The sequence below is a fragment of the Arsukibacterium sp. UBA5043 genome, from assembly GCA_002415085.1.
GTDB lineage: Bacteria > Pseudomonadota > Gammaproteobacteria > Enterobacterales > Alteromonadaceae > Alishewanella.
In genome coordinates this window covers 108,397-131,533 of record DIBV01000011.1, presented here as the reverse complement: position 1 = coordinate 131,533, position 23,137 = coordinate 108,397, and the positions used below count along the sequence as shown (strand labels likewise).

Here is a 23,137-nt window from a genome sequence, read left to right as displayed (position 1 = left end):
TCGTGGCCGGGGATTTTCACCCGTGGTTGCAGCAGTTTCTACAGCAGATAGACAGCGCCACTGTTGCTGATAACCGCCTGCCACCCGCCAGTAGTTTACAGCAGGGGCTGAGCGACACTGAACTGCACCGACTATGGCACAGCCAATTAAGCAGTCGCTTACTGGATTTACAGTCACGCCTGTTGCAGGCAAAAGGCCAGAGCTTTTATACCATTGGTAGCGCCGGGCACGAGGGCAATGCCGCTGTGGCAGCCGCGCTGCGTCTAACCGACCCGGCTTTTTTGCATTATCGCAGTGGTGCTTTTTTTATCGAGCGGAGTAAGCAGTTGCCGGGCAGCACGCCGCTGTACGATATGTTGTTGTCGTTTTGCGCGTCGAGCGACGATCCGATTTCCGGAGGCCGGCACAAGGTGCTGGGCAGTCTGGCGCTGAATATTCCGCCGCAAACCAGTACCATTGCTTCGCAACTGCCAAAAGCCGTGGGCGCAGCCTTTGCCATCGATTTAAGTAGACGGCTGGGCCAGAGCGGCAACTGGCCAGCCGATGCGATTGTGATGTGCAGTTTTGGTGATGCCTCGGTAAACCACTCTACGGCTCAGGGTGCTATTAATGCGGCCTGTTGGGCGGCCTATCAGCAAGTGCCATTGCCGATGTTATTTGTCTGCGAAGATAATGGCCTGGGTATTTCCACCCCTACGCCGCAGGGCTGGATAGAGCAAAGTCTGGCCGACAGGTCTGAGCTGCGTTATTTTGCTGCTGATGGCCGCGATTTGGCGCAAACTTTCGCCGTTGCACGCAAAGCCGCACATTATGTACGCAGCAAGCGCCGGCCGGCACTGCTGCATTTATCTACCGTAAGGTTATTTGGCCACGCTGGCGCCGATACTGAAACGGCCTATCGCAATAAAAACCTGATCGCAACTGAGCTGACCCTGGACCCGCTGCTGGCCAGCACTGCCACTGTGCTGGCGCGCGGTATTTTAAACCGCAAGCAACTGTATGATGCGGTAACAACGCTTGCTCACCAGATAAGCCGGGTTGCGGCTGTGGCCAGCAGTAAACCCAAACTGCAAACCGCCGCCGGGGTAATGGCAGCGATAGCACCGCTACGGCCGGCTTTACCTGCGCCGCCGCTGCCAGCAAGTGCGATTCGCAGCGCGTTGTTCGATTTTGACAAACATAATCTGGCCAAACCGCAACATCTGGCAAAACTGCTGAACTGGACCTTGCATGATTTATTCGCGCAATATAGCAATACTCTGCTTTTTGGCGAAGATGTCGCTAAAAAGGGTGGTGTTTATGGTGTTTCGCAGCACCTGATTCAGGCATTTGGTGGCAATCGGGTGATTAACACCCTGCTGGATGAGCAAAGTATTCTGGGGATGGCGATTGGCTTAGCGCAACAAGGCTTTTTACCGATAGCCGAAATTCAGTTTCTGGCGTATGTGCATAATGCCGAAGATCAAATACGCGGGGAAGCCGCCACTCTGCCTTTTTTCTCTAATGGCCAGTATCACAACGCGATGGTGATCCGGATCGCCGGCCTGGCTTATCAACGAGGTTTTGGCGGTCATTTTCATAACGATAATTCGTTTGCAGTATTTCGGGATATTCCGGGCATTGTTGTGCTATGCCCGTCAAACGGGGCTGATGCTGCCCTGCTGTTACGTCAGGCAGTACAACTGGCGTATGAGCAAAAACGGCTGGTGATATTTTTAGAACCTATCGCCTTGTACATGACCCGCGATTTACTTGCCCCGGGTGATGGCCGCTGGCTGAACGATTACCCACCGCCCGACACGCCCTTACCGGCACTGGGTGAGCCGGCCGTCTTTAACCAGGGGCCTAGCCAGACCCCGGCAACCAAACCGCAGCTGACGATTATCAGCTATGGCAACGGCTATTACTTAAGCCGGCAGGCCGCAGCAGAGCTGGAACACGCCGGCTATACCCTGCGGCTGCTTGATATCCGCTGTCTGGTCCCATTACACCTTGACGCTATTATTGCCGCGCTGGCTGATTGTGAGCAGGTATTAATTGTCGATGAGTGCCGCAAACGCGGCTCGCTCAGCGAAGAGCTGTATACCGGATTGTCCGAGGCGCGTCCGGGTTACTATAAGTTGAGCCGGATTGCCGCAGAAGACAGCTTTATTCCGCTGGGCGCCGCTGCCTATGCGGTTTTGCCGTCGAAGCAGCAGATTGTCGATAAAGTGCAGCAGTTGCTAAGCGGAGAACATCCAAGATGAGCCAAAAAAAAACCGCGTTGGTAGTGTGCCCGGGTCGCGGCAGTTATAACCGGGCGGAGCTGGGCTATATTCAGCAGCATATGACCGCCAATAGTCCGTTTTTGTCCCAGCTGACCGGCTTCGATGCGCTACGCAGCGAGTTGGGTTTGCCAACGGTTACTGAGCTCGATACTGCCAGCAATTTCAGCAGTGGCCTGCACCTGAAAGCAGAAAACGCTGCCGCGTTAATTTTTGCCGCCGGCCTGGCAGATTTTTCCCGGATCAACCGCGATAAATTCGATATTGTGGCGGTTACCGGTAACTCCATGGGCTGGTACACGGCACTCGGTTGTGCCGGAGTATGGCAAGGGCCTGACAGCATGCAACTGGTAACCGCTATGGCGCAACTGACTGCCAGTGCCGCCGGGGCCCAGTTTATCTATCCGTTGATAAACAGCGACTGGCAACCTGACCTTGATAAGCAAGCACAGTTGGCTGAGCAATTGTATCGGCATCAGGGCGCGTTGTTTATGTCGATAGCCTATGGCGGTTACGCTGTGCTGGCCGGCACCCAGAGTGCTGTGCAGCAAGCCATGCAGGCACTGCCACCATGCGACGACAGGTTTCCATTATTATTGCCTGGCCATGCGGCATTTCACAGCCCGTTGATGCAGCCGGCGGCAGATCAGGCACTAACCCGGTTTGGCGAGCAATCCTTTGCTGTACCGCAGCTGCCATTGGTGGATGGGCGGGGCGTTATCTGGCATCGACAACTGGCTCAGTCGGCGGCACTGAAAACTTATACCTTAAACCAGCAGGTGTGCGACACTTTTTATTTCAATCGTGCTGTGCAGGTGGCGGTGAAAGAATTTGCTCCTGAGCACATTATATTGCTCGGGCCGGGCAATGGTCTTGGCAGCGCCGTCGCGCAGAGCCTGATTGGCATAAACTGGCAGGGCCTGGCCAGCAAACAGGACTTTAGCGTCACTCAGCAAACTGCGCTGCCCTATGTGCTTAGCATGGGCCTGCCGGAACAACGCCAGCTGGTGGTGTAACGCCACTATCCACTCCCATCACGCTCTACCAGCACGCTTCGCCGTTAAAACAGCGCGTTTTAGCGCAATGCGTTATTTTTCACTTGATAACATACACTGGTGTATGTATATTGCCAGGCTAATCTGGCCAGCATGCCCGGCGACTAAAAATGTCGTCAGCTTCAGCCAAGTAAAAATACAGGATACGCAATGCAAGTAATAAAACCGTGGGCAAAATCACTGGCCATGTTGGCGGCCGGTACCGTGTTAGTGCTAACCGGCTGCAGCGAGCCGCCTGCAGCGTCAGGCCCGGGCCAGCAGATACCTGAAGTCGCGGTCGTTACTCTGAATACCAGTACAGTGGCGCTTAGTACAGAGCTGCCTGGCCGCACGACCGATTTTCGGCAAGCTGAAATCCGGCCCCAGGTTAGTGGTATTTTACAACAGCGCTTGTTTACTGAAGGACAGCAGGTAGAAGCCGGTCAGTTACTGTATAAAATTGACCCTGCAACCTATCAGGCGGCACTTAATAGTGCTGAGGCAGCGGTTAGTAGTGCAAAAGCTTTGCAGCATAACGCCCGCTTAAAGGCCGACAGAATAAACGGCTTGCTTGGCAGTAAGGTGATTAGCCAACAGGATGCCGATGACGCCAATGCGTTACTGATGCAGGCGGATGCAGCGGTTGCCAGTGCAGAGGCGGCAAGGTTAACGGCGCAGATAAATTTAAATTACACCGATATTAAAGCGCCGATAGCCGGCCAGATTGGCCGCTCTATGGTCACCGAAGGCGCGTTGCTTACTGCGAATCAGGCACAGGGCCTGGCAACGATTCGCCAGCTCGACCCCATTTATGTTGATTTAACCCAGTCGAGCAACGAGCTGATAAAACTGAAGCGCCAGATACGGGCCAGTGGTGACAGAGAGCAGGTTACCGCAGAGCTACTGCTTGATGACGGCAGCAGCTATAGTCAGCCAGGCAGCTTGCAATTTTCTGAAGTAAACGTTGACCCGGGCACCGGCATGGTGACTTTACGGGCGGTATTTCCTAATAACAACGGTGATTTGCTGCCAGGCATGTTTGTGCGGGCTCGCTTGCACCATGGCAACAATACTCAGGCGATATTAGTACCACAAAAGGCAGTAAGCCGCACACCCAAAGGTGATGCCACGGTAATGCTGGTAAATAAAGATAACCAGGTAGAGCTGCGGCCAATTACCTTAGGCGGCAGCTTCGATCAGCACTGGCTGGTAACCAGTGGCCTGACTATTGGTGAGCAGGTTATTGTAGCGGGTTTGCAAAAGATCCGGCCGGGTGCGACGGTTAGTGTGGTTAGCGCTACGGACGAGGAGTAACCCATGGCTAATTTTTTTATCAGCAGGCCTATTTTTGCCTGGGTTATCGCCATTGTTATTATGCTGGCCGGTTTACTGGCGATTAAACAACTGCCGGTTGAGCAGTACCCGCGGATAGCGCCACCGGCAATCAGTATCAGTGCCTCATATCGGGGCGCCTCGGCCCAGACGGCAGAATTTGCGGTTACTCAGGTGATTGAGCAGGCGATGAATGGCCTGGATAACCTGATGTATATGTCGGCGAATTCTGACTCGTCCGGCAATGTCAGCCTGACCCTGACCTTTGAGACCGGCACCGATGCCGATATTGCTCAGGTGCAGGTACAAAATAAACTGCAACAAGCGCTGCCGTTGCTACCACAGGAAGTACAGCAAAATGGCGTGCGGGTAGCAAAGTCCAGTGGTGGCTTTCTGATGGTTGTAGGCTTTATCTCAGAAGATGGCAGCCTGGCCCGGGATGATATTGCCGATTTTGTGGTGGCCAATATTAAAGACCCGTTAAGCCGTACCAACGGTGTAGGTAATGTGCAGGTATTTGGCAGCCAATATGCAATGCGGATCTGGCTCGATGCCGATAAACTAAACCAGTTTCAGTTAACCCCGGCTGATGTGACGGCGGCATTACAAGTACAGAATAATCAGGTTACGGCAGGCCAGTTAGGTGGCGCGCCGGCATTGCCCGGCCAGCAGTACAATGCGGCGATCCTGGCTCAGACCCGGCTGACCTCGGCTGAAGAGTTCGGCCAGATATTGCTGAAAGTAAACAGCGACGGTGCCATGGTTAAGCTGCGCGATGTGGCGCGGGTTGAACTGGGCGGCGAAGATTATTCTATTATTGCCCGCTACAACGGCAAAATGGCCACCGGCTTAGCGATAGAGCTGGCCACCGGCGCCAACGCATTGGATACTGCAGCAGCAGTAAAAACCAAACTGGCCGAGTTAGAGCCGTATTTTCCACAGGGCTTAACCGCCGTTATTCCTTATGACACCACGCCCTTTGTTGAAGTATCAATAAGCTCAGTGGTGCAAACCCTGATTGAAGCCATTATTCTGGTATTTCTGGTGATGTACTTGTTTTTACAGAACTTCCGGGCGACGTTAATACCGACCCTGGCGGTGCCGGTAGTGCTGCTGGGGACCTTTGGCGTGATGGCCGCCTTTGGTTTTACCATTAATACCCTGACCATGTTTGGTATGGTGCTGGCCATCGGCCTGCTGGTAGATGATGCCATAGTCGTGGTAGAAAACGTTGAGCGGGTAATGAGTGAGGAAAGCCTGGGCCCGGTTGAAGCAACCCGTAAATCAATGGGTCAGATCACCGGCGCCCTGGTGGGCATTGGCCTGGTATTATCGGCGGTATTTGTGCCAATGGCTTTTTTTGGTGGCGCCACCGGTGCTATCTATCAGCAGTTTTCCATTACCATCGTTACCGCAATGGCGCTGTCGGTGCTGGTAGCGGTTATTTTTACCCCGGCTTTGTGTGCCACCATGCTGAAACCTGTTGCTGGCGATCACCAGGCAAAACGCGGCTTTTTTGGCTGGTTTAACCGCGGCTTTGAGCGCAGTAACCAAAGCTACCAGCGCGGTGTGGCCGGTATGCTGGCCCGACCGAAACGCTCGATGCTGGTGTACGGTGTTATTGTGCTGGTAATGGCACTGATGTTTATCCGCCTGCCGACCTCGTTTTTGCCGGAAGAAGATCAGGGTGTATTTTTAAGTATGGTCCAGTTGCCCACCGGTGCCAGCCAAGAGCGGACCGAGGCGGTAATGGATAAAGTCGCTGCCCACTATGCCACTGAACAGGCTGTGGAATCGGTCTTTACCGTGTCGGGTTTCAGCTTTGCCGGTAGCGGCCAGAATATGGGCCTGGCGTTTGTCCGGTTAAAGGACTGGGACCAGCGTGGCCCGGCTGATAGCGTGCAGGCGGTAATAGGCCGGGCCTGGGGCTTTTTCGGTACGGTAAAAGAGGCGCAGATTTTTGCCTTTAACCTGCCACCGATTGCCGAGCTTGGCCGGGCAACCGGCTTTTCATTGTTTTTACAGGATCGCGGCGGCCTGGGCCATGAGGCGCTGTTAAATGCCCGCAACCAGTTGCTGGGAATGGCGGCACAGCAACCCAACCTGCTTGGCGTGCGGCCCAACGGCATGGAAGATGCGCCCCAACTGCAAATTAATGTTGATCAGTTAAAAGCCCAGGCACTGGGTGTGGCGCTGAGCGATATCAACCAGACATTGTCGATTGGCTGGGGCTCGACCTATGTTAATGACTTTACTGATCGCGGCCGGGTGAAAAAGGTGTTTGTGCAGGCAGAACCTGAGTTTCGGATGACCCCGGAAGATATTCAGCGCTGGCATGTCCGCAACCGCGATGGCGAGATGGTTAGTTTCAGCTCTTTCGCCAGCAGTGACTGGGTATACGGGCCGCAGCGGCTGGAACGCTATAATGGCGTGTCGGCGATGGAAATTCAGGGTGAGCCGGCGCCCGGCACCAGCTCGGGTGATGCCATGGCAACCATGGAGCAACTAATTAGTCAGCTCCCCGCTGGTATCGGCTTTGAGTGGACCGCAACCTCTTATCAGGAAAAACTGTCTGGCTCACAAGCCCCGGCGCTGTATGCCCTGTCTATTCTGGTGGTGTTTTTATGTCTGGCGGCGCTGTATGAAAGCTGGAGTGTGCCTTTTGCGGTTATTTTAGTGGTGCCATTGGGGATTATCGGCGCCCTTACGGCTGCTTATCTGCGCGGTATGGGCAACGATGTCTATTTTCAGGTCGGGCTGTTGACAACGATGGGCCTGGCCTCGAAAAACGCGATTTTAATTGTTGAGTTCGCCCGTGAGCTGCAGCAGCAGGGTAAAGAGCTCACCGCGGCAATTCTGGAAGCGGTGCGCCTGCGCTTGCGGCCGATAATTATGACGTCGATGGCGTTTTCACTGGGGGTATTGCCGCTGGCAATCAGCTCCGGTGCTGGCTCGGCCAGTCGCAATGCCATTGGTACCGGCGTGCTCGGTGGCATGATCTCGGCCACAGTGCTGGCGGTGTTCTTAGTGCCGGTATTTTATCTGGTGATAATGAAAGTGTTTGCCAAAAAGACTACAGCGGTTAGCTGAGTCAGGCTTGAAATGTTAGTACCTTTGCCAGCTGAACCGTTTTGCAATTACGGCCAGCTGGTTTTTTTATGCCTTTTTCAGGCCCTGCAACATAGTATCAATCAGCGCCGGGGCATGTTGCATCAGGTCACACTGCTGCGGTTTTAACAAGAAATGGCTGATGATACCGCCGACATACATATGCATGGCATTAGCGGCCAGCCGAGGAGTAATACCGTCGCGCAAGGTGCCTGCGGCCGCAGCCCGCTCAAATGCCCGCTGCATCACGGCGACGGTCTGGGTATCTAATTCATCTTGTTTGGTTACCGCGGGGTTTAACTCATCAATATATTCGCAGCGGTGAAAAATAATCGTCAGAACCCGCCGTTTCTGCTCACTACTGGCAATCAGCTGTAAGCCATTGCTAAACAGCTGCTGTAGCTGACTGAACGGATCAGCGGCAAGGTTATTATCTATTTCCGTTAGCATTGTTTGAAACGGCAGCCGGACCCGCTCCATCATGGCATTAAATAAATCGGCTTTATTCTGAAAATGCCAGTAAATTGCGCCGCGGGTGACATTAGCTGCTACCGCAATTTTTTCCAGCGTAGTGCGGGACACTCCCTGCTCAAAAAACAGCAGTTCTGCAGCATCAAGAATGGCAGCGCGGGTGCTTTCTGCTTCGGCTTTAGTACGTCTGGGCATAGTTAATTTACTGTCAGAAGTTTAAAAAATAGCGTTTGCGAATTCTAACAGATCTGGCGCAGATGGGGGCAGTTTTATGCCTGCAGCGGCAGGGTTACATAGAATGTTGTTCCCTTGCCAGGTTCAGAGACAAAGGAAATATCGCCGTCCATTGCGTGCATTAATTCCTGTGACAAGGCCAGCCCCAGCCCCGTGCCGCCTTGCTCTCTGGTATTGCTGGCATTTTCCTGGGCAAAACGCTGAAATATCCGTTGCTGAAATGCAACCGTAATACCCGGGCCGTTATCGCTAATAACAATGGCTATATCGGTGTTTTGCTGTTGCAGGCTGATGTTCACCTCGTCCTGTTCGGGCGAAAATTTAATGGCGTTAGACAGCACATTCGCTAAAACCTGCAGTAAGCGGTTTTCATCGACCAGGGCGATGGTGGCCATATTTTCGGCTGGCGGTATATAGCGTAAGCTTATCTGCCGCTTAAGGCCATAGGGAGAGTTCTCTGTAACAGCACGCTGAGTAATGACCGCAATATCATGCGGTTGCATGGACAAGACCATCTGGCTGGCTGCCAGCTTTTCCAAATCCAGTAAATCGTTAATCAGCAGGGTCAGCCGCTGGCTGTTACTGTTAGCAATTTGCAATAAGTGCTGTTTTTTAGCCGGTTTGGCGTCAAGGGCGCCAGACAATGCCAGATTGAGGGCACCGCTGATTGAAGTAAGGGGGGTGCGTAATTCATGGCTGACAGTAGAGATAAACTGGTCTTTCATTAAATCAAGCTGTTGCAGTTCCTGATAGGCCTGTTGTTGTTTTTTTAAACTGTGTTCAAGCTCAGTGGTCCGTTCTGCAACGGCTTCTTCCAGCAGCGCATTAACCTGATGTACCTTGTTGATATGAGATTTGATGATATAACTTAACAGGCCGATAATGACCAGTGCAAATAGCAGCTGAACTGTTTTGCGCTGCCACCAGTGAGGTTGCACCTCAATTTTTAACCGGGTTATTTCGCCACTGAAAAGTTGCTGATTATTACTTGCTTGCATAAACAGGGTATAGGTACCTGGTGCCAGCTTAGTAAAGGACGCAACATTGCCGTTGTTAAGTTGTTGCCAGCTTTCGTCATAACCACTGAGTTTATATAAATAACGATTGCGGACGGGGTTATTAAAATCGAAACTGGCGAAGTGAAATGCTATTCTGGAGACCTCAGCAGGTACAGATATTGACTCAATAGGGCTTAACAGACCACTGGCAGTAGCCGGTTTTTGATCAAAGGTTACTCTGGTTATGGCCTGGGCAACCGCTGACAGTGGTGGCAGCAGCCTGCTGGGTGTCACTAATTCTAAACCTGCGTCAGAACCAAAATAAAGCTGGTTGTCGTCTTCCGCCACAGCAGCAAACATCATTTCATTGCTGTTTAAACCATCAATCTGGTCAAAATAAGCAATAGTGCCATCAGGCTTAATCAAATCAAGGCCGACGGTGCTCATTACCCAGATATTATTCAGTTTGTCGGTATGCGCACCAACCAGCGATTTACCCGAAAGACCACTAGTGGTAGCAATGAGCTGAACGGCACCGTTATTTTGGTTAACGCGTAGTAAACCCTGTTCAGAGCATATCACAACACTATTGTCGGGAGCATGAGCAAGACAGGTGAGCTGACCGGTAAAGTCTGGCGACAGTAGCGACGAGTTGCTTAATGTTTTTATTGGTACAATTGACAGAGTTTGCCGGTCTATTAAATACAAACCGCTAAGCCGGCTTGCCAGCCAGATATAATCGGGGGTAACCAACATCGCCTGGATGGCGTCGCCTATCATAGTCTGGCTTATATCGGCTAAAAAATGACTGACCGCCCCGGTCTGGTTATCAAACAATAAAACACCATTGTTCCAAATGTTAATAATGGTTTTATTGTCATCGGTAAATTGGATATCTCGGGCATTTTGCTGTGCCATGCCTGATGCGGTGTATGGGGTGGCAAAGCGGATAAACTGGCCACTGATATCGCTGATGGCATTGCCGCTGGTATCGTCGCTGGTTTCATAATACCGGAAAATACCATTGTCGCTGCCGACCCAGATAACATCGTCAGGGGCGCGCCGAATTACATTTACTCTGCCAGGCAGGTCATATTGTTGTACCTGCTTTGACCTATGAGAATAACGACTGACGCTGCCATGCTGACCAAACCAAAGTTGGTCTGCTTCCGCCAGCAAACTTAATACCGGGGCCGTAATGCTGTTTTGCAGTGTTGCCAGTGCCGCATCGGCGGTATTCTGAAACGCATTGCGCTGGCGTGTTTTAAAAAATAGGCCACTTTCCCGGGTACCAACCCAGGTGACCTGACTTTTATCAATAAAAAAAGTCCGGACATTAATATGCTCCAGCTCAACATAATCTTGCAGACGTTTTACAAAAGTTCGCTTTACCGGATCAACTGAATAAATGCCATTGAAAGTACCAATCAGTAAATTACCTTCAACGCTGGTGCTTAGCGCATTAATTACCGGCAGTATTTGCTGATCAGGTAACCTTACCCGCATAAAGCGCTGCTGTGCGGGCTGGTAGACAAATAAGCCGCGGCTGGTGCCAAGCCATACCTCATTACCTACCACCTGTAATGCCCGGATTTCGTTATCAGTACCGCTATTGCCATGTGGATACAACGGTTTGCCAAACCCTTTGTCATCCTGCCAGCTTAGTAAACCAGCGGAGGTGGCAATCCATAGCGTTTGATCGGGGGTCTGGGCAAAATCCCAAATTCGTCTGCTGGGTAAGTTATCACTTGTCTGATCGATGCGGCTAAAACCATTTTTTTCATCATAACGGTTTATTCCCTTGGTGGTGCCAACCCATACGCGCTGCTGCTGATCAGTAAATAACTTCTGCACAAATGGGCTGGCCAGGGCATCAGATGCGCCGTCAAACAGCTCAATGGTACCGCTATCAGCATGAATTTTAGCCAGGCCATAACCCCAGCTGCCTGCCCACAAGTTGTTCTGGCTGTCGAAGGTAATGGCATCAATATCCGGTACTGATTTCAGCTTGGTCAGGGTTTTGTTTAACAGTGGCTGTTGCTGAAACTGATAACCGTCAAATTGCATTAAACCGGTATTGGTTGATGCCAGCCAGAGGTAACCGTTACGGTCCTGGGTAATACTGTAAATACCTACATTGGGTAAGTTATTGTCTATTAATATTTTTTCAAAATAAGTGGCAGCAGCCGCCCCGGTAGTTAACCAATAGCAACCGAGGCAAATATAGACCAGAGCTGTGATAAGTCGCTTCAGAATTACAGATAACAAACTGTACTACCGCTGAACCTGAGATAGTCTCAGTGTGTTTGATGGAACAGCTGAAAGCAAGGTTGAAAATGCAAAATCAGGGTGCTGTTGGATAATTAAGCAGTAGCGACGCTGAAATGGGGGATTTAAACGGTGAACCCGCCAGGGCGCTGGCGGGCTATATTTATCGGTAACAGTGCAACCTAAAACGTATAGTTCAGGCCGACAGTCATTAATGACACATCAGACTCAACCAGGCCGTCGTCTTCATCTTCCAGATCGGGCAGTACATTGTACTCGGCTACCAGACTTAAACTGTTGGTCAGGTGAAAGTTGGCGCCTGCGCCATAAATAAAGCCACTTTCGGTGGTCGACTCTGAGCCGGTTAAACCGGGAATATCGTAGGCGAAATTGTATTTGGTTTCACCATAACCTGCGGTGGCAAACAGGGAGAAACGATCTCCCAATGGTATAGAGCCTTTAGCCATCAATGCCATATGGCGGTCTATTTCATAACGGGCTGAATCGTCGTTATCAAAAATTTCTTCATCTTCTACGCCAATAGCATAGCGGGCTTCCAGCGCCAGAAAACTGGTAAGTTGCAAACCAGCATTGACTCCGGCTACCCCAAATTTAACATCGGTATCGGCAAAATCGGATTCCAGTTCTACTTTATGCTGACCGTAGTGGCCGCCCAGATAAAAGCCCTTGTCGTAGCTTTGGGCAGCGGCAGCTGCGGAGAAGAAGGTCCCTGCGAGTAGGGTGGTTGCTAGTAGTTTACGCATAGTGACTCCTTAATTGCGATTAAGACGAGTAAAGTCACTAACAGGTATAGCAAGGACCAGATGAATCAAATATTAATCCTATGTAATCGTTTGTAATTATTTGCCGCTTATTTAATGACGAAATCAAAATACTGATCAGTATATACCGGCGGCTGATGAGTAAAATGCCACCATTCCATGCTGTACACCTTAAAACCGGCCTGCAGCATAATGGTTTCAAGCAGCTGGCGGTTAGCCTGCTGGGCGTTGCTGATGGTAGGGTGGCCGACATTGGATACCGGGTCAAACATATCAAACGGTGAGCCCATATCCAGCGGCTGCCAGTTGCCCGCTTCATCTTTGGCTGCCAGGGTTAAATCAAGGGTACTGCCGCGGCTATGGCCGGACTTTTGTGCAATATATTCGCCAATCAGCTGATCTTTGCCAAGGTTAGGGTAATATTCGGCTTTGGTGCTGGTATCGGCTAAATCGTTGGCCCAGCGCATAAAGTGGTTAACCGCCCGTTGTGGTCGGTAACAGTCATAAATGTACAGGGTTAAACCTTTAGCCGCGGCCAATTGCTGGGCTGTTACCAGCGCATTAGCCGCGTTTTGCTGCAAATAGCATTTATTGGCCTGATAGCCATCCACCTGACTACCAACAAAGTTGTTACTGCCAAGGTACGCCATATGAATTTGGGCATCGGGTATCAGCGATGAAACCTCGGTAAAGTCGGCTGGTACTGATGGCTCAGCAGCAAGCGGTAACGGGCTGGTCAGAGCCAGCAGGGTGGTAAGCAGAGCCATTTTCATCATCGTTATCCTCGTTAGATCATTAGTACACCGGCAACCAAAAAGCTGAGTAAGGCGATAGCACCACACACCAGCGCATAGGGCAGCTGGGTTTTCACATGTTCCAGTAAATCACAGCCAGCAGCAACCGAGCTTACTGCGGTGCTGTCGGAAATAGGCGAGCAGTGATCGCCAAACACCCCACCGCTTAATATCGCCGCCAGAATAAGTTGTGGCGGTAGGCCGAGCAGGCTGACCATTGGCATACCAATCGGAATAAGAATGGCAAAGGTGCCCCAGCTGGTACCGGTGGTAAAGGAGATTAATGCACCGGCTAAAAACAGCAGCGCCGGAATAAGCACCTGCGGCAGGTTCTGATCAACTATGCTGGCAATAAAGGTACCGGTGCCCAGCAGTTTTAAGCTGGACCCGAGCGACAACGATAACAACACGATGGTTACCAGCGGCAGGAGTTCACTAATGCCCTTAAAGCCGATATCCACCAGTTGCTGATGTTTAAAACGGCGGCTTAGCAGCATCATGGCATACACCACCACGCAGGCCAGTGCGGTGGCATATAACACCGACTTAGAACCTGAGCCCTGCACCAGCTGGCCATTGCCGGTTAACAGCATAAAGCCCAGCATGGCACCGACCAGGGTTACCAGTGGCACTAACATATAAGATGGATGGCTGGGTGCAGTCTCAATTTCGCTGTGGTGCGATAAGGTATGCAGCTGCTGCTCTGAGGTACGCATCGGCCCGTATACCTTGCCACTGATAATGGTGTACAGCACTACCACTAAGGTGATCAGGGCATAGAAATTAAGCGGGATAGTGCCAATTAAAATAGCCACCGGGCTCTCTGGTAAATCATAGGTGCTAAGCAGCCCCAGAATATAAGCGCCCCAGCCATTGAGTAAAATAATAATGCAAATCGGCGCACTGGTGCTGTCGATAATATAGGCCAGCCGGGCCCGGCTCATTTTAAATTTATCAAACAGGCCACGCGAGCTAATACCGGCAGTCAGCGAGCTTAAATTCGATTCAATAAAGGTGACACTACTGATGAAAAAAGTCAGTAAGCCGGCCTGGCGGCCATTGCGGGCAATACCTTTATTAACCAGCATCGCCACCGTGGCCGACACCCCGCCAGAGTAGCGCATATAGGCCAGTAAGCCGCCAACTAAGAGCGAAAACATTAAAATGCGGGCGTTGTCACTATCGCCGGTAACGGCAATAATCCGCTCCAGAGTCTGAATACTGCCATCCAGCAGTAAACCAGCGCCAAAGCTCTGGCCATTTTGCAGAAAAATCAGCAGCTCTGAGGTACATAGTGATAACATCAAGGCCAGAATCACTTCTTTGCGCCACAGTACCACGGCAATGGCGACAAGCGCCGGAAGCAGGGTTAACCAGTCAGCCACCTTAGGCTCCTTTTTATTATTTTTATACAACTAATTTATACAGTTACTTTTATACAGATAAGCATGCCAGCGGGCAAGCCGGCTACTGGCGTTTTGGCCGTTTTCTGCTTTACTTAGCTAACTTTAAAATAAGTCGAATCTAAATTATCTGATTATCAATTTTTATTAACCTGAAGTTTGCCTTCGTGGTTCGGTAAGCAGTAAGCCGGTGAATAGCAGCATCAATAACAGGGAGTGTCGGTTATGCGTTTTGTTAAATATGCGGTGGTGCTGTTGCTATTTTGCAGTTTTGTGGCTGAGGCTACCTTAGTTCGCCGTGGTGGTCGGGGAGCTGAAACCTCGACCAACCCGCAGAGTTATGGTTTGTACGATAACAGTTACCTCAGTACCGGTTATTTAGTGCAAGGTGCACCTGCTATAAACACTGTTAACTTTACCATCGGGGATTTAGAGTTATTAGCGGTGCCGCGGGATTGCTGGCTGATTACCGACTTATTGCCACCACCTGAGTTCTGGCAGGAAGACCCTTGTTACTATGAGTTTGAACTTGGCGAGCAGCTGGATTTTGAAGGTGCGTTGCTGTGGGATTTTCCGGCGGCTTATGCCGCTGAATTTCGCTGGACTTTACGCCAGGGCGAACAAAGCTGGGATTTTATTAGCGATCGCAGCGATAGCTTTAGCCCGGCTGCGCTGATGCCAGCTGAGCTAATGCCTGGTCAATACTGGCTGACCTTTACCAGTACCTTTTACTCAGGAGCTGATCAGGACTTTTATTACCGTCAGGCACGTGATGAATGTTATCCGGTTTTTATCGATGATGGTGATGACAACTGTTACTACTATCTTGGTCGCAAGGCAGATGTTCTGAGCTTTAGTTCGCCGGAAGAGTGGGTATTTATTCTTGAGCCCACAGCTGTGCAAGTTCCCGTGCCGGCAACGCTTAGCTTATTTGCCGGTCTGCTGTGGTTTTGCCGCCGCCAGATCCTTTTCGGCTTGCGCGAGCGCTAACTGGCGCTGTTCAGCCAGTTCCGCTTCCAGTCGCTGGCGCAGTGGCGCCAGCAGTTTTTCTGAGATTGTGTTAAAAATAGGGTCATCAAAAGTCCACCATTCACGCCAGCCATAGGCCATGGCTTGCTGCAGTTGTTCCACTGCCAGTTCATTATTGCCCTGCAACGCCGCTAGTCGCGCTGCTAGATGATTTAGTTCACTTTCCCTTAAGTCGTTCTGCATGGCTTTACGCAGTAGTAGCTGGCAGCGGGCAAGCAATAACTCGGTCAGCTGCTGTTCATGTTGTTGCTGCAAGGCCCAGGCTATCTCAATCGCCGGGCTGCACATTGGCATACTGTAAAGCTCTTCATCGCTAAACATTGTGTTAATTTGAATCAGTAGATCAATGGCAATATGCTGCTCGCCAACTAACATTTGGTACCAGGCGGCCGAAAAAGTTAGCCAGTAGTCATTTGGTTGGGCAGCCATACGAAACTCCATTTCGCTGAATAAAGCTTGATAATTTCCCTGACGGAGCATGTTATTGGGATCATTCTTCAGCTCGGGGTGGCCAGCTGCCAAATTGAGAGTTAGCAATAAAGATTGATAATTTTGCTTATAAAAAAGGTTATCTGAAGATAACTGCCAGGCCTGCTGCCAATGGTGCAGACTGTCAGCCAAATGCCCCTGATGAAAGGCTGTGAGTGCGAGACCAGCATGGCCCAATGGTGATTCAGGGAAGTCCTGTAATAACTGATTAAAGGTTCCACCAGCCTTAGCAAACTGGCCGCGGATTGCCTGTTCATAGCCGCGGTTATACAGCACCGCCACCGATACAGGATCTAATTCATAAGCCCGCTGCAGCGCATGCAACGATTCGGCATAACGGCCCTGCTGTTTTAACAATAGATACTGCCACATATGCGCTATTGCCAGGTTAGGGTTAAGCGCTATGGCCTGCTGATAAGCGGCCAGCGCTGGCTCCAATTGTTGCTGTAACTCCAGCATTTTGCCTTTAATCGTAAAGGCTTCGGCCAGCTGCGGCGCGCGGGTAAGTGCTTTATCGAGATACTCAGCAGCCAATTCTGTGGCAATATCCACTTTTAAAATACCAAATTCCTTTTTACCATCGCTTAGCAGCAACAAGGTATCAGCCAGGCCGACATAGGCCAGCGCGTATTCCGGATCCTGGCCGATGGCTTGCTCAAATAACTGGCGGGCCTGTTGCATCGCTTCACTGGTTTGCAGCCGGTATTGCTCGCGGGCTTTTAAATAGCTGATATAGGCATCGGCACTCTGGGTGCTGGCATTGGCCGATAAATCTTTTAGCGATGAGGCGTCAGTTAAGCTTGCCTGCAGCGCATTAGCGACGGTGCGGGCGACTTCAGTTTCCAGCGAAAATATATTTTTCAGCTCGCGGCTAAGCTGCTGGGTCCATAAAGTCTGGCCGTTTTGGCCATCGAGCAGCTGCAAGCGAATGTGCAGTTGCTGGCCGGTAGTACTGATAGTGCCGGTCAGCAATGCAGCGACCTGCAGTCGGCTGGCAATGTCGGTTGGGCTTAATTGCTGGCGGCTGAGTACCTGGCCGGAGCTGGCTGCGGCTACCGTTAAACCGGGGCTGCGGGCAAGCTGGCTGCTGATTTCTTCGGCCAGGCTGTTAGCCAATAATGCCAGCTCAGGGCTCTTTACCAACGGCGCCAGTTCAGGGCTGTTTTCAGTTGGATTTATAGCGGTAAAAGGCAGCACGGCAATCGAGTTGGTCATCAGGCTCAGTGGCTCGGGTATCGCTGCCGGCCGGCTAAGTAAATAATACTGATACCCGAGCAGGGCGCTGCAAAGAGCAATTAGCAGAAGGCTGCTAAGCTGCTTAGCGCCAAAAGCCGGCGGCGGGCCATCAGTAGCGGCAATTAACTGCAGCCGGCCGTGCTGAACCTGATAAAACCAGGCCAGATAGCACACTAACGGCACTGCCACGACCAGACTAATGGCGATAATACGACCGGGCAGCGGCGGCAGCTGCAGCAGCTGAGAAACCACTGCCACCACCTGCAGCGCCAGCCAGACAATAATCAGGTACGCCAGTACGGTGGTTAACACCTTACGCTGGCGCAATTGCTGATAACACTGGCGGGGACTGAACACTGATATTATCCGGGTTAATTTAGCATTGGCTAAGCTTAGCTTACTGTCGCTAAATATGCCCTGTACGGCCGGCTATGTTATGGTTAACATTTGGCCCCAGTCACTTTGTGAAAAAAGAGGATGCCATGTTAAAGCACGTATCATTATGGTTAGCATTAACTGCTGTGTTATCAGGCCTGGCCAGCGCAGCGGATTACAGCAAATTTACCACGCCGGGCCTGGCCAAAGCACAGATAACTCATAGCGATATCGCGCCGCTAATTAGTTATTATCAGCAACAAAACTGGCTGGAGGTGACCGAGCTTGGCCGCTCGGTGGAGCAGCGGCCGGTTTATCTGCTGAAAATTGGCCACGGTGAGCGCAAAGTATTGGCCTGGTCACAAATGCATGGTGATGAGCCAACCGCCACAGCCGCCATTTTTGATTTGCTGGCCATTATTGATGCCCAGCAGCAACAACATGCGGCAACCGGTAAAGGCGGCCCGGCCTGGCTGGATGAGATTAGTTTGTATCTGATCCCGATGCTTAACCCGGATGGCGCTGAGCGCAACAGCCGCTATAACGCGCTGGGCATTGACGTTAACCGTGATGCGCTGGCGCTGCAGACCCCGGAAGGCCAGTTACTGATGCAGGCAGCCAAAAAAATCAAACCACATTATGGCTTTAACCTGCATGATCAGAATCGCTACCACGGCGCCGGGGATAATAAAAAGCCCGCCACCATCTCTTTACTGGCACCGGCTTATAACGAGGCCCGGCAGATTAACCCCAGCCGCCATGCGGCAATGCAGCTGATAAGCGCGGTAAAGCCACTGCTGGATAAGGCGATACCTGAGCAGCTGGGCCGCTATGATGATGAGTATTCAATGCGCTCGTTCGGTGATACGTTTTCCGGCATGGGGATCAGTACCGTGCTGGTGGAAGCAGGGGGTAATTACAATGATCCGTTTCGCCAGCTGGCCCGTCAGCTAAATGTGCAGTTGTATTTACGCTGGCTGGAATTGATTAGCAGTGGCAGCTACCGTGATTACGATTTAAGCGGTTATAACAGCATACCGATGAACAACAGTGGCGGTATGAAAGATTTAATTATCAGCAATATCAATTTGCCCAAGGTTGATGGCAAAGGTGTGCTGGCGCGGGTCGATTTAGCCTTTACTGCCGGTGGCAATGGCCGCGGTAGTGCGGGCCTGGATGAAATAGGTGACGCCCGTATTTATGGCGCATATCACAGCCTGGATGCCAGTGGTATGGCGTACCAAGCCGGTAAGGCGTATCCGCTGGTTAAACCGCTACAGTTAACTACCGATAATTACCTTAAGCTGCTGGCTGACGGCTACAGCCATTTCAGCGGCGATGCAGGCCTGCTCAGCAATAACTCCGGCCTGCCGGTGGCAATAAATCCGCGCGGTGTAAACGGACCATGGCCGCAGCGGCATGCCAGCACGACCTTTTTACTCAGTAAAGATAACAAGGTGCAGCTTGCGGTGATTAATGGCCGGCTGATCAGGCTGGCGGATGGCAGCCTGATCGATCCGTTTGGCGGCAATTAAATCTGCACGACTGTTTAAGTTTTTCTGGTTCAGCATTGCTGGTTCAGCTTTTCTGACCATTTAAACGCTGCTGCCAGGCCAGTAGCGCGGCCAGCAATTTGCGGACATTGCCCTGAATTTTCTCGTCAATTAAATCGCCGTCGGTATCAAAGGCGCCGCTGAAGGCATTGGCAAATACCTCGGGTTGATTCAGCGGGTGCAGGTTCAGATAAACACAGACCTGACGTAAGTGATACTGAGCGCGGCTGGAGCCCATACCGGCGGCTGAACCCATAATGGCGACCGGTTTGCCGCTTAATAAATGATTGTCAGGCTCGCGTGAGGCCCAGTCCAGCGCATTTTTCAGTGCCGGTGCCAGCGAATAGTTGTATTCGGGGCAGGCCAGTAATAAGGCATCAGCCTCTGCCATTTGCTGCTGCAGGGTTTGCACTGCCGGCGGTTTTGCACCAAGGTCAGCATTATAAAATGGCACCTCCATTAAATCGGCCAGGTGGATTTTCATGCCGTCCGGGCAGTTAGCCATCGCGTAGCGCACCAGCCCCCGGTTAGTTGATTTCGCCCGCAGGCTGCCGCAAATGGCTAACACATTTATACTCATCTTCACTCCTTTTTATGCATACCGGTTTTTATACAGGCCGGCTTTCAGTGTAGTTCATCCGGGCCGGATGTCTGTTTTAAGTTCAGGCTGGGTAAAGTTGGCGGCGCGAAAATGGCCGCGATACCGTCGCTTTCCGATACTACTATCTATTGCTACTATTTTTCGACACGGAGCTTGTTATGCGTTACTCAGTTAGTCTGCCTGGCAGCAGATACCATTTTAAAAATATGTTTTACCTGTTTTGTGCCGCGACAGGCATGTTTATGCTGACCGCTTGCCAGCCAGAATCAACCCGCCCGGCCAGTGAGCCGGCCCGGCAACAGTCGCCAACGCCGGCCGATACCAGTCAGAATGCGCTGGACTGGCCTGGTAGCTATCAGGGGGTGATCCCTTGTGCCGATTGCCCAGGAATTAAACTGACGTTGCAACTGCAGGCCGATCAGCGTTATCAGTTGGCGCGGTATTATCAGGAGCGGGCCGATGAGCCGGAGCAGACAGAAGGCGAGTTTAGCTGGAGCAGCGATGGCCGGCAGATCACGCTGGACGATGCCGCCGGTACGCAATTTCTGGTCGGTGAAAACCGGCTACTACTGCTGGACCCGCAGGGGCAAAAAATTGAAGGCGAGCTGGCGGCACAGTACTGGCTGGATAAGCAGGATGACACTACGCCGGCAGATGCTGACAGCGTAATTATTGCTGGCAAATGGCAACTGACTGAACTGCAGCAACAGCAGGTAGATACCGATAACAAGGTGTTTTTACAGTTTGATCCGGCTGGCCGGGTAACCGGCTATACCGGTTGCAACAGCCTGACCGGCCCCTATCAGTTGCATGGCAGTCAGCTGAGTTTCGGGCCGCTGGCGACAACGCGCAAAGCCTGTCTGGAAGAGACCGTTGAACCGCAACTACTGGATGCATTAAGCAAGGTAGATAACATCAGCATTGCCGCTGATGAGCTGAGACTGAACCGGGCCAGAATGGCGCCGCTGGCCCGTTTTAGCCGGGTGCCGACAGCCGCTGAGTAGTGACTGCTCAGTCTGCCGCAGCCAGTTTATCAGGGGTAGAGCAAATAAGGCTGGCGTTTGGCCGCGAACTCGTGAAGTGCGCTTTGCCAGCTGGCGCGGATTTGCTGCTCGGTCAGCCCCTGCTCAATTTGCTGGCGTAAGGAATCACCGCCAGCCAGTTTATCCATAAAGCCGGGCGAGCTGAAAAATGTCACATTATTGGCCGCAAATAAGTTGTGCCAGGTAATTAAATAACTTAAATCCAAGCCGCCGGCATTCACCTGGCTTAGGTCCTGGCCTTGGCTGGGTGTGTCTTTTAATGGCGGGTTCATCGCCGCGCCAGGAGTGGCTACCGGGGTAAAGCTGAAATCGCCGATGCTGAACTTATCATAGCCCAGCACCTGAAACGGCATAGCGGTGCCACGACCAACACTTAGCGGGGTGGCTTCAAAAAACCCAAGTGACGGATACAGGGCAATGGCCTGGTCATTGGGCAAATTCGGGCTGGGCGGTACCGGCAGACTGTAGGCTATATCGCGTTGATAATTCGCCACCGGGATCACGGTCAGCTGCAGCTGTTCAGCCTGGTTAATCCAGCGCTCGCCTTTAATCATCATTGCCAGCTCACCAACGGTCATACCGTGTAGTAACGGTATCGGGTGCATACCAACAAAAGACTGAAAGGCTAAATCCAGCACCGGGCCATCCAGATAGCGGCCATTCGGGTTGGGGCGGTCGAGTACCAGCATGGCGACATTATGCTCAGCAGCGGCCTGCATCAGGTAATGCATTGAGCTGATATAAGTGTAATAACGCACACCAACATCCTGAATATCGAAAATAACCAGATCCAGCGCCTGCATTTGTGCTGCGCTCGGCGCCTTGCTGGCGCCATACAGCGATAGCAGCGGAATACCGGTTTTGCTGTCGATGCCAGAGCTGACTTTTGCCCCGGCATCATGATCGCCCCGAAAGCCATGCTCGGGCGCAAAAATGCTGACTATGTTCACGTTATTGGCCAGCAGCACGTCTACCAGATGCTCGCTACCGATACGTGAGGTCTGATTTACCAGCAGGCCCACTCTTTTGCCCTGCAACAACGGCAGATAGGCTGCCAGTTGCTCTGCGCCGGGGGTGATCCTGGCCGGTGTTTCGGGGGCTGCGGCAGTCGACGGTTCAGCGGCAGAGAGCACAGCCGGATTCGGCTGACACCCGGCCAGCCACAGCATTGCCAGTGCAGTTAGCAGACGCCTCATTTTGCTGTCTCCAGCGCTTTACTAACAAAACCGTTGTTATCGGCCAGGGCCTGCTGGCAGCTGGCTAAATCCTGGCCGGTCAGGATCAGTAAAATAGCCAGCTTGGCACTCATCCCGGCCTGCAGCAACGCAGCGTTGGCCGTTGCGCTGTCACAGTCAGTGGCCTGCATCACAATCCGTACGGCGCGGGTTTCCAATTTCTGATTGCTGGCATGTAAATCAACCATCAGGTTCTGATACACCTTGCCGCTGCGCACCATGGCGGCGGTGCTTAGCATATTCAGCAGCATTTTCTGGGCGGTGCCGGCTTTCATCCGGGTAGAGCCGGTTAGCACTTCCGGGCCTACTTCGGCACAAATGGCAATATCTGCTGCGGCCAGAATGGGGCCGCTGGCATTACAGCTGATGGCAACGGAAGTGGCACCCAGCTTGCGGCCATAAGCCAGTGCACCCAGCACATAGGGTGTGCGACCACTGGCGGCAATGCCCACCAGTACATCATCCGGACCAAAGTTAATGGCAGCCAGTTCTTCCACTGCCAGCTGTGGGCTGTCTTCTGCGCCTTCTACAGCCTGCTGAATAGCTTTGCTGCCACCGGCAATCAGGCCGATTACCTGGTTAGCCGGTACGCTGAAGGTTGGCGGGCATTCTGCGGCGTCCAGAATACCCAGCCGGCCACTGGTGCCGGCACCAACATAGATTAAGCGGCCGCCAACGGAAAATGCCTGCACTATGGCATCAACTGCCCGGGCGACCTGCGGTAAACAGGGGGTAATGGCGGAAGCAATAGTCTGATCGGCCTGATTAATCAGGCTGACGATGGCCAGGCTGTTCAGCTTATCCAGCTCGGCGGAAGCGGGGTTACGTGCCTCGGTACTCATGCCGGCCAGCTGTTGCAGTAATTCAGATTGACTCATCAGACACTCA

At 52.1% G+C, this 23,137-nt stretch carries 16 protein-coding genes; 7 read left to right on the top strand and 9 right to left on the bottom strand.

All coding sequences use genetic code 11. The annotated features are described in order from the left end of the window. Positions 1 to 2: 2 nt before the first annotated feature. The 4 genes from B2Q61_RS10990 (at position 3) to B2Q61_RS10975 (ending at position 7,720) form a co-directional block, all read left to right on the top strand. Entirely contained in the window at positions 3 to 2,246 is a 2,244-nt protein-coding gene (locus B2Q61_RS10990) for a thiamine pyrophosphate-dependent enzyme (protein WP_290615349.1), read from the top strand. Next, entirely contained in the window at positions 2,243 to 3,280 is a 1,038-nt protein-coding gene (locus B2Q61_RS10985) for a malonyl CoA-ACP transacylase (protein WP_290615350.1), read from the top strand. The genes B2Q61_RS10990 and B2Q61_RS10985 overlap by 4 nt, the downstream gene beginning before the upstream one ends. 189 nt (positions 3,281 to 3,469) lie before the next feature. Then, positions 3,470 to 4,612, top strand: a complete 1,143-nt coding sequence (locus tag B2Q61_RS10980) for an efflux RND transporter periplasmic adaptor subunit (protein WP_290615351.1) — start codon at positions 3,470 to 3,472, stop codon at positions 4,610 to 4,612. 3 nt (positions 4,613 to 4,615) lie between these two features. Beyond that, complete coding sequence (locus tag B2Q61_RS10975; protein ID WP_290615352.1) at positions 4,616 to 7,720, top strand: efflux RND transporter permease subunit; 3,105 nt, start codon at positions 4,616 to 4,618, stop codon at positions 7,718 to 7,720. 66 nt (positions 7,721 to 7,786) lie between these two features. Here the strand turns inward: B2Q61_RS10975 and B2Q61_RS10970 are convergent, their stop codons facing one another. The 5 genes from B2Q61_RS10970 to B2Q61_RS10950 all read right to left on the bottom strand — a co-directional run bounded on the left by B2Q61_RS10970 (position 7,787) and on the right by B2Q61_RS10950 (position 14,670). Beyond that, positions 7,787 to 8,404, bottom strand: coding sequence for a TetR family transcriptional regulator (locus B2Q61_RS10970; protein WP_290615353.1), 618 nt, complete (start codon positions 8,402 to 8,404; stop codon positions 7,787 to 7,789). A 74-nt stretch (positions 8,405 to 8,478) separates the two neighbouring features. After that, positions 8,479 to 11,709 carry a sensor histidine kinase gene (locus B2Q61_RS10965; protein WP_290615354.1) on the bottom strand — a complete coding sequence of 1,077 codons (3,231 nt, stop codon included), beginning with the start codon at positions 11,707 to 11,709 and terminating at the stop codon, positions 8,479 to 8,481. A 182-nt stretch (positions 11,710 to 11,891) separates the two neighbouring features. Beyond that, positions 11,892 to 12,473, bottom strand: coding sequence for a porin family protein (locus B2Q61_RS10960; protein WP_290615355.1), 582 nt, complete (start codon positions 12,471 to 12,473; stop codon positions 11,892 to 11,894). 107 nt (positions 12,474 to 12,580) lie between these two features. Further along, a complete protein-coding gene (locus B2Q61_RS10955; protein ID WP_290615356.1) occupies positions 12,581 to 13,267 on the bottom strand; it encodes a M15 family metallopeptidase in 687 nt (228 codons plus the stop codon). Positions 13,268 to 13,278: 11 nt separating this feature from the next. Further along, a complete protein-coding gene (locus tag B2Q61_RS10950) occupies positions 13,279 to 14,670 on the bottom strand; it encodes a Na+/H+ antiporter NhaC family protein (protein ID WP_290615357.1) in 1,392 nt (463 codons plus the stop codon). Between the two features lie 243 nt (positions 14,671 to 14,913). Between B2Q61_RS10950 and B2Q61_RS10945 the strand changes: the two genes are divergently transcribed. Further along, positions 14,914 to 15,678, top strand: coding sequence for a hypothetical protein (locus B2Q61_RS10945; protein ID WP_290615358.1), 765 nt, complete (start codon positions 14,914 to 14,916; stop codon positions 15,676 to 15,678). On the opposite strand, the gene B2Q61_RS10940 is transcribed toward B2Q61_RS10945, so the two are convergent. Beyond that, complete coding sequence (locus B2Q61_RS10940) at positions 15,616 to 17,799, bottom strand: tetratricopeptide repeat protein (RefSeq protein ID WP_290615359.1); 2,184 nt, start codon at positions 17,797 to 17,799, stop codon at positions 15,616 to 15,618. The genes B2Q61_RS10945 and B2Q61_RS10940 overlap by 63 nt on opposite strands. 125 nt (positions 17,800 to 17,924) lie before the next feature. Here B2Q61_RS10940 and B2Q61_RS10935 point away from each other — a divergent pair, with 125 nt between their 5' ends. After that, positions 17,925 to 19,352 (top strand): M14 family zinc carboxypeptidase, encoded by a 1,428-nt coding sequence (locus tag B2Q61_RS10935; protein WP_290615360.1) that lies wholly within the window; start codon positions 17,925 to 17,927, stop codon positions 19,350 to 19,352. A gap of 43 nt (positions 19,353 to 19,395) precedes the next feature. On the opposite strand, the gene B2Q61_RS10930 is transcribed toward B2Q61_RS10935, so the two are convergent. Then, the gene (locus B2Q61_RS10930) at positions 19,396 to 19,950 is read right to left on the bottom strand and encodes an NADPH-dependent FMN reductase (protein ID WP_290615361.1); all 555 of its coding nucleotides are present in this window, start codon (positions 19,948 to 19,950) and stop codon (positions 19,396 to 19,398) included. Positions 19,951 to 20,129: 179 nt separating this feature from the next. Between B2Q61_RS10930 and B2Q61_RS10925 the strand changes: the two genes are divergently transcribed. Further along, entirely contained in the window at positions 20,130 to 20,975 is an 846-nt protein-coding gene (locus B2Q61_RS10925) for an META domain-containing protein (RefSeq protein ID WP_290615362.1), read from the top strand. A 29-nt stretch (positions 20,976 to 21,004) separates the two neighbouring features. Here B2Q61_RS10925 and B2Q61_RS10920 read toward each other — a convergent pair whose 3' ends face one another. Both B2Q61_RS10920 and murQ read right to left on the bottom strand, forming a co-directional pair. Further along, entirely contained in the window at positions 21,005 to 22,210 is a 1,206-nt protein-coding gene (locus B2Q61_RS10920) for an exo-beta-N-acetylmuramidase NamZ family protein (protein ID WP_290615363.1), read from the bottom strand. Continuing rightward, entirely contained in the window at positions 22,207 to 23,127 is a 921-nt protein-coding gene (gene murQ, locus B2Q61_RS10915) for an N-acetylmuramic acid 6-phosphate etherase (protein WP_290615364.1), read from the bottom strand. The genes B2Q61_RS10920 and murQ overlap by 4 nt, the downstream gene beginning before the upstream one ends. Positions 23,128 to 23,137 lie beyond the last annotated feature (10 nt).

Coding starts and splice junctions, on each gene's coding strand:
- B2Q61_RS10960 (WP_290615355.1), bottom strand. CDS start 12,473: ATGCGTAAACTACTAGCAACCACCCTACTCGCAGGGACCTTCTTCTCC.
- B2Q61_RS10970 (WP_290615353.1), bottom strand. CDS start 8,404: ATGCCCAGACGTACTAAAGCCGAAGCAGAAAGCACCCGCGCTGCCATT.
- B2Q61_RS10955 (WP_290615356.1), bottom strand. CDS start 13,267: ATGATGAAAATGGCTCTGCTTACCACCCTGCTGGCTCTGACCAGCCCG.
- B2Q61_RS10925 (WP_290615362.1), top strand. CDS start 20,130: ATGCGTTACTCAGTTAGTCTGCCTGGCAGCAGATACCATTTTAAAAAT.
- B2Q61_RS10985 (WP_290615350.1), top strand. CDS start 2,243: ATGAGCCAAAAAAAAACCGCGTTGGTAGTGTGCCCGGGTCGCGGCAGT.
- murQ (WP_290615364.1), bottom strand. CDS start 23,127: ATGAGTCAATCTGAATTACTGCAACAGCTGGCCGGCATGAGTACCGAG.
- B2Q61_RS10935 (WP_290615360.1), top strand. CDS start 17,925: ATGTTAAAGCACGTATCATTATGGTTAGCATTAACTGCTGTGTTATCA.
- B2Q61_RS10930 (WP_290615361.1), bottom strand. CDS start 19,950: ATGAGTATAAATGTGTTAGCCATTTGCGGCAGCCTGCGGGCGAAATCA.
- B2Q61_RS10980 (WP_290615351.1), top strand. CDS start 3,470: ATGCAAGTAATAAAACCGTGGGCAAAATCACTGGCCATGTTGGCGGCC.
- B2Q61_RS10975 (WP_290615352.1), top strand. CDS start 4,616: ATGGCTAATTTTTTTATCAGCAGGCCTATTTTTGCCTGGGTTATCGCC.
- B2Q61_RS10920 (WP_290615363.1), bottom strand. CDS start 22,210: ATGAGGCGTCTGCTAACTGCACTGGCAATGCTGTGGCTGGCCGGGTGT.
- B2Q61_RS10945 (WP_290615358.1), top strand. CDS start 14,914: ATGCGTTTTGTTAAATATGCGGTGGTGCTGTTGCTATTTTGCAGTTTT.